Raw genomic sequence first — 7,833 nt, 5'->3', positions numbered from 1 at the left:
CCGCCCGCCCGATTCACCTCCCCCACCGTCGAGGCCGCCGCGCCCGCCGGAGGACCGCGTTAGAGTCGAAGCCCGCCCATGTCCACACGCGTCCTGCTCATCGACGACGACACCCGGATGTACGAACTGCTCGCGGAGTACCTCGGGCAGAACGGCCTCAGCGTCACCCATGCGCCCGACGGAGGGCGCGGCCTGGCGGCGCTGGAGGCCGGGGCCTACGACGCGGTGCTGCTGGACGTGATGATGCCGGGCATGGACGGCCTGGAGGTGTGCAAGCGCATCCGGGCGAAGAGCCGCATCCCCGTGCTGATGCTCACCGCGAAGGGTGACGAGACGGACCGGGTGGTGGGGCTGGAGCTGGGAGCGGACGACTACCTGCCCAAGCCCTTCAGCCCACGCGAGCTGCTGGCGCGCCTGAGGGCGGTGCTGCGGCGGGCGCAGCCGTCGGTGGTGGCGGACCGGCTGGAGGCGGGCGGCGTGTCCATCGACGTGGCCGGGCGCGAGGTGCGCGTGGAGGACCGGCTGGTGGACCTGACGGGGCTGGAGTTCGACCTGCTGGTGGCGCTGGTGCGCCGGGCCGGGCGGGTCATCCCCCGCGACGCGCTCTTGGGCGAGGCGGGCCGCAGCGACACCGTGGTGGGCGAGCGCACGGTGGACGTGCACATCTCGCATCTGCGGCAGAAGCTGGGTGACGCTGGGACGCGCCTCATCAAGACGGTGCGCGGCGTGGGCTACGTCTTCGCCAAAGAGGGCGCATGAGCCGCCGTCGCGAGTGGGGCCAGGGGCCCGAAGGTCCGCCTCCCGAGGAGGGGCCCCCGGGCGGCCGTCCCGGGCCGTGGCCGCGTGGGTGTGGAGATGAACCGATGCCCCGGGGGGAGCCCTCGGAGCAGGAGCCCGGACGCGGGCCTCCGGGGCACCCGCACTGGCCCTGGGGGCACGACCCGTGGGGACACTGGCACGACAGACCTCCGTACCGCGACCCGTGGGGGCGCGACCCGTGGAAATATGCGCGTGCCCGAGCGCGGCAGCGCTGGCGGCACCGGTACTGGCCCATGGGCCGGCTGGGGCACTTCATCCGCGCCCGGCTGCACCGGCGCCTCTTCCTCTGGTTCGCCCTGTCCATCCTCGTCACCGGCGCCATCGTGGCCTCGGTGATGAGCCTGGTGGGCGGCAGCCATTGGAAGCAGGAGCAGGATCGGCTCCGGACCTTCGTGGCCCACCAGTTCTCGGACGTGTGGGACGAGCCCACGCGGCGGGACGCGCTGGTGCGCTCCATCGCCGCCGACCTGGACGTCGGCGTGGAGCTTCGGGACAGCACGGGGGCCATGCTGGTGCGCGGCGGAGAGTCCTGCCGGAAGACGGAGGTGAGCCTGCCGGTGGAGCGGAGTGGCACCCGGCTGGGCGAGGTGCGAGCGTGCTTCTCGCAGTTCCGGCAGAGGGCCATCTGGCGGGTGCTGTTGCCGTTGGGACTCGCGGGGATGTTGCTGTGGCTGGCGGCGGGGAAGATGGCTCGGCGGCTGGCCCGTCCGGTGGACGCGCTGGTGCAGGCCACGGAGGCGCTGGGCGCGGGCCGGCTGAACGCGCGCGCGAAGGTGCTGCCACACACCACGGGCGAGTTCGCCCTGCTGGCGGTGGCCTTCAACGACATGGCGGCCCGCATCGAGAAGCAGGTGGCGGACCAGCGGGAGTTGCTCGCCGCCGTGTCCCATGAGCTGCGCACGCCGCTGGCGCGCATGCGGGTGCTGACGGAGCTGCTGCGCGACGGCGGAGGCAACCCACGGACGCTGGACCAGGTGGACCGCGAGGTGGTGGAGCTGGACGCGCTGGTGGGTGAGCTGCTGGCCAGCTCGCGGCTGGACTTCGGCCAGCTGACGTCGCGCGTGCTGGACGGGCGTACGCTCGCGGGGCAGGCGCTGGAGCGCGCGGGGCTGCCGGCGTCGATGCTCGACGTGGAGGCGGCGGACACGGGGCTGATGGGCGACGCGACGCTGCTGGGCCGGGCCCTGGCGAACCTGCTGGAGAACGCGCGGCGGCATGGCGCGGGAGCGGAGGCACTGCGCGTCCAGGACCGGGGCGAACACCTGGCCTTCTTCGTGGATGACCGGGGCCAGGGACTGCAGCCCGGCGAGGAGGCGCGCATCTTCCAGCCCTTCTACCGGAAGGACCGGGGCGGAGAAGCTCGCGAGGCCGGCTCGCTCGGACTGGGGCTGGCGCTGGTGCAGCGGATTGCCCGGGCCCACGGAGGCGACGCCTTCGCGGAGAACCGGACGGGCGGCGGCGCGCGGGTGGGCTTCACGGTGAAGAAGTCGGGTCCGGCCACCATCGACGCCGCGCCCCAGAGCGCCACGGCCTGAGCGCCGGTGGGCCTCACGGGTCCGCGCGCCGGAGCTGGCCGTTCTCCAGGGTCAGGGGCGGGCAGTACGCGCCCCGCTCCTCGCGCGTCCACCACGCGCCCGTCGCGCGCAGGGTGGCGAGGTCCGTGAAGCGGTAGTCGAAGCGGCGCGTGCGCACGTAGCGCGGCGGGGTCTCCGGCAGCGAGCCGTCGCGGAAGAACTCGCGCACCTGGGGCTCGCCCCGGAGCAGCGCGTCCTGGAGGCGCAACAGCCAGGGGTTGTCACGGCAGGTGGAGAGCGCGGCGAACCACATCTGCCAGTCCAGGCGGGGCATGTGCGGCGCGGCGAAGCGCGGGCGCTCGTCCACGGGGCCGGGGCGCCAGCGCAGGAGGTACTCGCGCCACGTCTGGCCGTCGCCACTGCCCTCGATGAGGATTTCCTCGCGCGTGGTGGTCATCACCGCGAAGAGGCCGTAGGTGTTGATGCTTCGGAACGAACCGACGGCTCCGAGCACCGTGGCGACCGGCTCTGGAGGACGCCACCCCAGGAGGCGGCGTGCATCCTGGGACAGCGCGAGCACGGCATAGGCCAGGGCGAACGCGGTGAACACCCCGGTTGCCCACCGTGAGCGCCGTGTCCACGGGAGCCGCGATGCCACGGGGCCCGTGGCGGGAACTGGCTGACCGCCCTGCCCTTCCACGCGCCGCTCCTCCGCGTCGGAGCCATCAACACGGGGCACCCGCGCCCCGCGCGGCACGCCGTCATCGAGCGCGGCGATGCACAGCACGAGCGTCAGCAGGTTGAAGAAGCCATAGCTCCCGGTGGCGAGGATGCCCACCTGGAGCAGGGCCAGCAGCGCCGCGCCCGCGAGCCGCACGCGCCGGGGGCCGAAGAGGAGGAACGGCACGACCAGCTCGATGACGAACATGGCCACCGTGCTCGCGCGCTGCATCCACGCAGGGAGCTGGTGCGCGAGGTACGCCAGCGCGTTCGGCAGCGGCTGCGTCCAGTAGTGGTACTCCAGCGCGGTGAAGTCGCGCCACGTCGAGTCACCGCTCGCGAGCTTCACGAGGCCCGACAACACCATCAGCCGGAACAGCAGGAAGCGGACGAGGAGCACGGCGCCACGCCGGGGCTCCGTGGCGACGCGCGGAGGCCACACGTGCCCGGGCGCCAGTGGCAGGGAGACGAGCGCGGCCTCCAGCAGCAGCACGTCCCACTGGAAGCTGAGGAACGGGCCTCCCACCGTCAGGAGGGACAGGTATGCCCCCCACGCGCCCACGAGCGCGTAGCGAGGCGCCACGTTCCCCAACAGCAGGAGGCCACAGAGGAAGCCGGCGATGGCCACGCCTCGCAGCGCCCCGGTGTCCGCCCCCGTGAGCCAGAGCACCGTGGGCAGTTGAAGGACGCGCCCTGCTCCGTCGAGCGACTCACGGCCCCAGTCGAGCCACTCCGCCGCGGGGCTCAGCCCCTGGGGCCCGAGCAGCTCGGGCAATTGCGGAAGCAGCGATGCGAACGCGAGACAGAAGATGAGCCCGAGCCCGCGCAGGTACCACCACCGTACCCTCGCGAGCCCCGACTGCTGCGTGTCGGCGCGTCCAGCTTCCATGGGTTCGCCGTCCTCGGCGCCCCCGGGGACGGGAGCGCCGGGGTGTCAGGGGGGTCGACCGGGGAACGCTCTGGCCGATGCGGCGCTCCGGGCGCCGCCCTGGCCCACCGTCACTTCTTCGCGGACGTATCCGTCGCGGCGAACGCGAACGAGACCTCGGCCGGGGCGTCATCCTTCACGGTGACCTCGGCCGTCTTGGTGCCCAGCGTCTCGTGCCAGGCCTCCACGGTGTACGTGCCCGCGGGCAGGCCCTGGAGCGTGAAGGCGCCGTCCTCGCCCGTGGTGGTGAAGTACGGATTGGGGTTGGTCACCACGTACGCCGTCATCCACGGGTGCACGTCGCACTTGAGCCGGAGCACCTCGGCGTCCGCCGGCACGGGCTTCTGCACCGGCGCGCCCGAGGGCGGCTGGGCGATGTTGAAGGCCGACTTCGTGCCCACCACGCCGCGCACGTTGTGCAGCGTGCCGTCGCTGTTCTTGAAGGCCACCGGCTGGCCCACCATCGCGCCCTGCACGCGCGGCACGTAGGTGCACTTCGACTGGTCCACCGTCACCGGCGTCGCCGGAGCGGCCGCCGCGCCCGGCACGTTGCCGCGCACGCGCACCAGCACGTTCGCCAGCTTCCCGTCCTTCACCACCACCGACATGTCCTTCGTCGACATGCCCTCGCAGGCCGGGTCGTTGCTCGGAGGAATGTCGGCCGCCGCGGGCGGCGTCCCCGTGAAGCTCACCGCGCCCTTCACCACGCCCTTCCCAGCGGGCGCGGAGGGAGCGGCGGCCTGCGCCTCCGTCTGGCCCACGGGCGTGGCCGCGTGCGGCTTCGGCTCCGCGGTGGCGGCCGGAGCGGCGGAAGGCGCCGGAGTCGTGGCGGGCGTGGGAGCCGCCTCCTTCTGACAGGCGGAAAGGGTCAGCAGCCCCGCGGTTCCCAGCAGGCTCAGTCCGAGCGTGCGCAGCGTCATCGTGCAGTCTCCTCGGTGAAAACGTTCGACATCATGTCCGCTACTCGCGGCGGCTGACGCTGACGGCGGCCAGCCCCAGGAACACCGCGGCGAAGGCGAGCAGCACCGGCACCTCCAGCCCCGCCACCGACGCGGGCCCCACCGCCGCCGACGCCTCCACGCCATACAGCGCGCGCCGCACGCCCTCCACGGAGAAGCGCATCGGGTTCACCCGCATCACCCACGCCAGCCACGAGTCCGCGCCCTTCAGCGGGAACATCGCCCCGGACAGCACCCACATGGGCAAGAGCACGATGCTCATCACCGCGTGGTAGCCCGCGCTCGAGCGCACCCACCACGCCAGCGACATGCCCATGCCCGTCAGCGCCAGCGCCGACAGCACCATGACAGTGAACAGCAGCGGCAGGTTCACCGTGGCCGCGCTCACCCCGGCCAGCGGGGCCAGAAGCAGGAACAGCGACGCCTGCATCAGCGCGATGGCCGACGAGCCCAGCGCCTTGCCCAGCACCACCGCCAGCCGCGAGCCCGGGCCCGCGAGCACCGCCTGGAGGAAGCCCTCGCGCCGGTCCTCGATGACGGTGATGGTGGCGAAGATGGCGCTGAACAGCAGCACCATGGTGACGACGCCGGGGAAGAAGAACTGCTGGTAGCCCAGCCCCTGCGCCCCCTCCACGCGGAACGAGCCCGCGAAGCCCGAGCCGATGACGAACCAGAAGAGGATGGGCTGCGCGAGCGCCCCCACCACCCGGCTGGGCTGGCGGAAGAAGCGCACCACGTCGCGCGCCATCAGCACGCGCACCGTGGCCCACTGCAGCGCCAGCGAGCCCGGCGCCTCCGGAGCCGGCACCCGTGACTCGACGGCGTGGGGCTTGGAGACCGGGGCCTCCACGGGCCTCGAAGCGGTGGAAACCTCGGCGTTCATCGGCGCCTCCTCGGGGCGGGCTCGGCGGTGGGGACGTCCGCCCCCAGTGCGCGCCCGGTGAGCTGGAGGAACACGTCCGCCAGCGTGGGCCGGCGCAGCGACACGGAGGTCAGCCGCCCGGCGGGGAACGATTCCACGAGCCTGGGCACCAGCGCGTGGCCCTGCGCGGCCTCCACCTGCACCCGGCCCTCCACCACCTTCGCGTCCAGGCCCAGCCGCTCGCGCACCTCGCGCGCCAGCGCCTCCGGCTCCGGGGCCTCCACGGTGAGGATGTCCCCACCCATGCGCGAGGCCAGCGCCGCCGGCGTGTCGCACGCCACCAGCCGGCCCGCGTCCAGCACCGCCAGCCTGTCACACACCTCGGCCTCGTCCGCCCGGTGCGTGGTGAGCAGCACCGTGAGGCCCTCGATGTCGCGCAGCCGCTTCAGGTGCGCCCAGAAGGAGCGGAAGGCGGCCTCGTCCAGGCCCTGCGTGGGCTCGTCCATCAGCACCACGCGCGGCTGGTGCACCAGCGCCCGCGCCAGCTCCAGCCGCCGGCGCATGCCGCCGGACCACGTGGACACCCGCTCGTCGCCGCGGTCCGCGAGGCCGATGAGGGAGAGCATCGCCTCCACGCGCTCGCGCGCCCGCTCTCCGCCCAGGCCATACAGCCGCGCGCCGAGCATCAGGTTCTCCCGCGCGGTGAGCAGGTCATCCAGGCTGCTGCGCTGGAAGATGATGCCCATCTGCCGGCGCAGGCTCGGGTCGCTCAGCGCCAGCACGCGCCCGGCGAAGCGCACCTGCCCCGCGTCCGGGGCCAGCAGCCCCGCGAGCACCTGGAACGTGGTGGACTTGCCCGCGCCGTTGGGGCCCAGCAGGCCCAGGATTTCACCCTGCCGCACGGACAGGGTGAGCCCGTCCACGGCGGTGCGGTCCTTGAAGCGGCGGGTGAGGCCCTCGAGCTGGAGCAGCGGGACGGGCGGGGTGGAGACCGAGGTATCAGGCATGGGCGGCTTCCCCCCGGCTCCCCGCTAGCCGCGAGGGACGCGGTCCAGCGTCATCGCTGCGAACAGGCCGGTGAGGTAGATGAGCGAATAGAAGAACGTCTGGCGGGCCCAGGGCTTTCCCAGCCTCCGGAAAAACCCCCACGCTCCCAGGCCCAGGAAGCTCAGCCCCAGCGTCACCGCCGCGGCCAGGTACCACGTCCCGGCGATGTGGAGCTGGAAGGGCAGGAGCGACATGGGAATCAGCGCCACCAGGTAGAAGACAATCTGCGCGCGGCTGGACTCGTCCCCGCGCTCCAGCGGCACCGACTTGAGCCCCGCCGCCGCGTACTCCTCCTTGCGGAACAGGGCGATGGCGATGAAGTGCGGCATCTGCCACAGGAACAGGATGGCGAAGAGCGCGAAGCCGCCCGCGTCCACCTGGTTCGTCACCGCCGTCCAGCCCATCAGCGGCGGCAGCGCGCCGGGCACGCCGCCCACCAGCATGGCGGCGGAGGTGCGCGCCTTCAGGGGCGTGTAGGCCAGCACGTAGCTCAGCAGCGCGATGAGGCCCAGGAACGCGGTGAGCACGTTGGCGCCCAGCGCCAGCGCCGGCAGGGACACCGCCGCCAGCGAGATGCCGAACCACAGCGCCACCGACGGCTCCATGCGCCCGGACGGCAGCGGCCGGTTGCGGGTGCGCGCCATGAACTGGTCGCTGTGCCGCTCCCAGTAGCAGTTGAGCGCGTTGGCGGCGCCCACCGTGCCGGCCGTGGCCAGCAGCGTCACCAGGGCACGCACGGTGTCCAGTGGACCGGGAGCCAGGAACATGCCGCCCGCGGTGGTGATGAGCACCAGCGAGGACAGCCGCGGCTTGGTCAGGGAGATCAGGTCGGACGCGGTCGTCGACAGGGACTCGGCACGCGCGCTCACGCAGACTCCGGGGCAAGGCGCGACAGGTTCACTGCCGGCGCGGTAACGGCCCTCCCATACAGGCACCAGCGGGGGGTGGGCAAGGATACGGAGCCCCTTGCAGCCACCCGCGGAC

General features: G+C 73.0%; 7 protein-coding genes. 2 read left to right on the top strand and 5 right to left on the bottom strand.

Features of this window, described 5'->3' with window-relative positions; all coding sequences use genetic code 11:
• The first annotated feature begins 78 nt into the window (after positions 1–78).
• Both HG543_RS49390 and HG543_RS49385 read left to right on the top strand, forming a co-directional pair.
• Positions 79–759: a response regulator transcription factor gene (locus tag HG543_RS49390; RefSeq protein ID WP_169351942.1), complete on the top strand. Its 681-nt coding sequence runs from the start codon at positions 79–81 to the stop codon at positions 757–759.
• 104 nt (positions 760–863) lie between these two features.
• The gene (locus HG543_RS49385; RefSeq protein WP_246357856.1) at positions 864–2,354 is read left to right on the top strand and encodes a HAMP domain-containing sensor histidine kinase; all 1,491 of its coding nucleotides are present in this window, start codon (positions 864–866) and stop codon (positions 2,352–2,354) included.
• Positions 2,355–2,367: 13 nt separating this feature from the next.
• Here HG543_RS49385 and HG543_RS49380 read toward each other — a convergent pair whose 3' ends face one another.
• The 5 genes from HG543_RS49380 to cyoE all read right to left on the bottom strand — a co-directional run bounded on the left by HG543_RS49380 (position 2,368) and on the right by cyoE (position 7,718).
• The gene (locus HG543_RS49380; protein ID WP_169351941.1) at positions 2,368–3,942 is read right to left on the bottom strand and encodes a lipase maturation factor family protein; all 1,575 of its coding nucleotides are present in this window, start codon (positions 3,940–3,942) and stop codon (positions 2,368–2,370) included.
• Positions 3,943–4,052: 110 nt separating this feature from the next.
• The gene (locus HG543_RS49375) at positions 4,053–4,901 is read right to left on the bottom strand and encodes a carboxypeptidase regulatory-like domain-containing protein (protein ID WP_169351940.1); all 849 of its coding nucleotides are present in this window, start codon (positions 4,899–4,901) and stop codon (positions 4,053–4,055) included.
• A gap of 40 nt (positions 4,902–4,941) precedes the next feature.
• Positions 4,942–5,823, bottom strand: a complete 882-nt coding sequence (locus HG543_RS49370; RefSeq protein ID WP_169351939.1) for an ABC transporter permease — start codon at positions 5,821–5,823, stop codon at positions 4,942–4,944.
• A complete protein-coding gene (locus tag HG543_RS49365) occupies positions 5,820–6,809 on the bottom strand; it encodes an ABC transporter ATP-binding protein (protein ID WP_169351938.1) in 990 nt (329 codons plus the stop codon). The genes HG543_RS49370 and HG543_RS49365 overlap by 4 nt, the downstream gene beginning before the upstream one ends.
• Before the next feature lie 24 nt (positions 6,810–6,833).
• The gene (cyoE, locus tag HG543_RS49360) at positions 6,834–7,718 is read right to left on the bottom strand and encodes a heme o synthase (protein ID WP_169351937.1); all 885 of its coding nucleotides are present in this window, start codon (positions 7,716–7,718) and stop codon (positions 6,834–6,836) included.
• Between the last annotated feature and the right edge of the window lie 115 nt (positions 7,719–7,833).

Origin of the sequence: Pyxidicoccus fallax, from assembly GCF_012933655.1 — a bacterium.
In the GTDB taxonomy this organism is placed as follows: domain Bacteria; phylum Myxococcota; class Myxococcia; order Myxococcales; family Myxococcaceae; genus Myxococcus; species Myxococcus fallax.
Note: the sequence above shows the minus strand (reverse complement) of the source record. Positions and strands in the feature narration are given on the sequence as shown.

Excerpts from the sequence above, each read along its gene's own strand:
- HG543_RS49390 (WP_169351942.1), top strand. The coding sequence starts at position 79 with ATGTCCACACGCGTCCTGCTCATCGACGACGACACCCGGATGTACGAA.
- HG543_RS49385 (WP_246357856.1), top strand. The coding sequence starts at position 864 with ATGCCCCGGGGGGAGCCCTCGGAGCAGGAGCCCGGACGCGGGCCTCCG.
- HG543_RS49380 (WP_169351941.1), bottom strand. The coding sequence starts at position 3,942 with ATGGAAGCTGGACGCGCCGACACGCAGCAGTCGGGGCTCGCGAGGGTA.
- HG543_RS49375 (WP_169351940.1), bottom strand. The coding sequence starts at position 4,901 with ATGACGCTGCGCACGCTCGGACTGAGCCTGCTGGGAACCGCGGGGCTG.
- HG543_RS49370 (WP_169351939.1), bottom strand. The coding sequence starts at position 5,823 with ATGAACGCCGAGGTTTCCACCGCTTCGAGGCCCGTGGAGGCCCCGGTC.
- HG543_RS49365 (WP_169351938.1), bottom strand. The coding sequence starts at position 6,809 with ATGCCTGATACCTCGGTCTCCACCCCGCCCGTCCCGCTGCTCCAGCTC.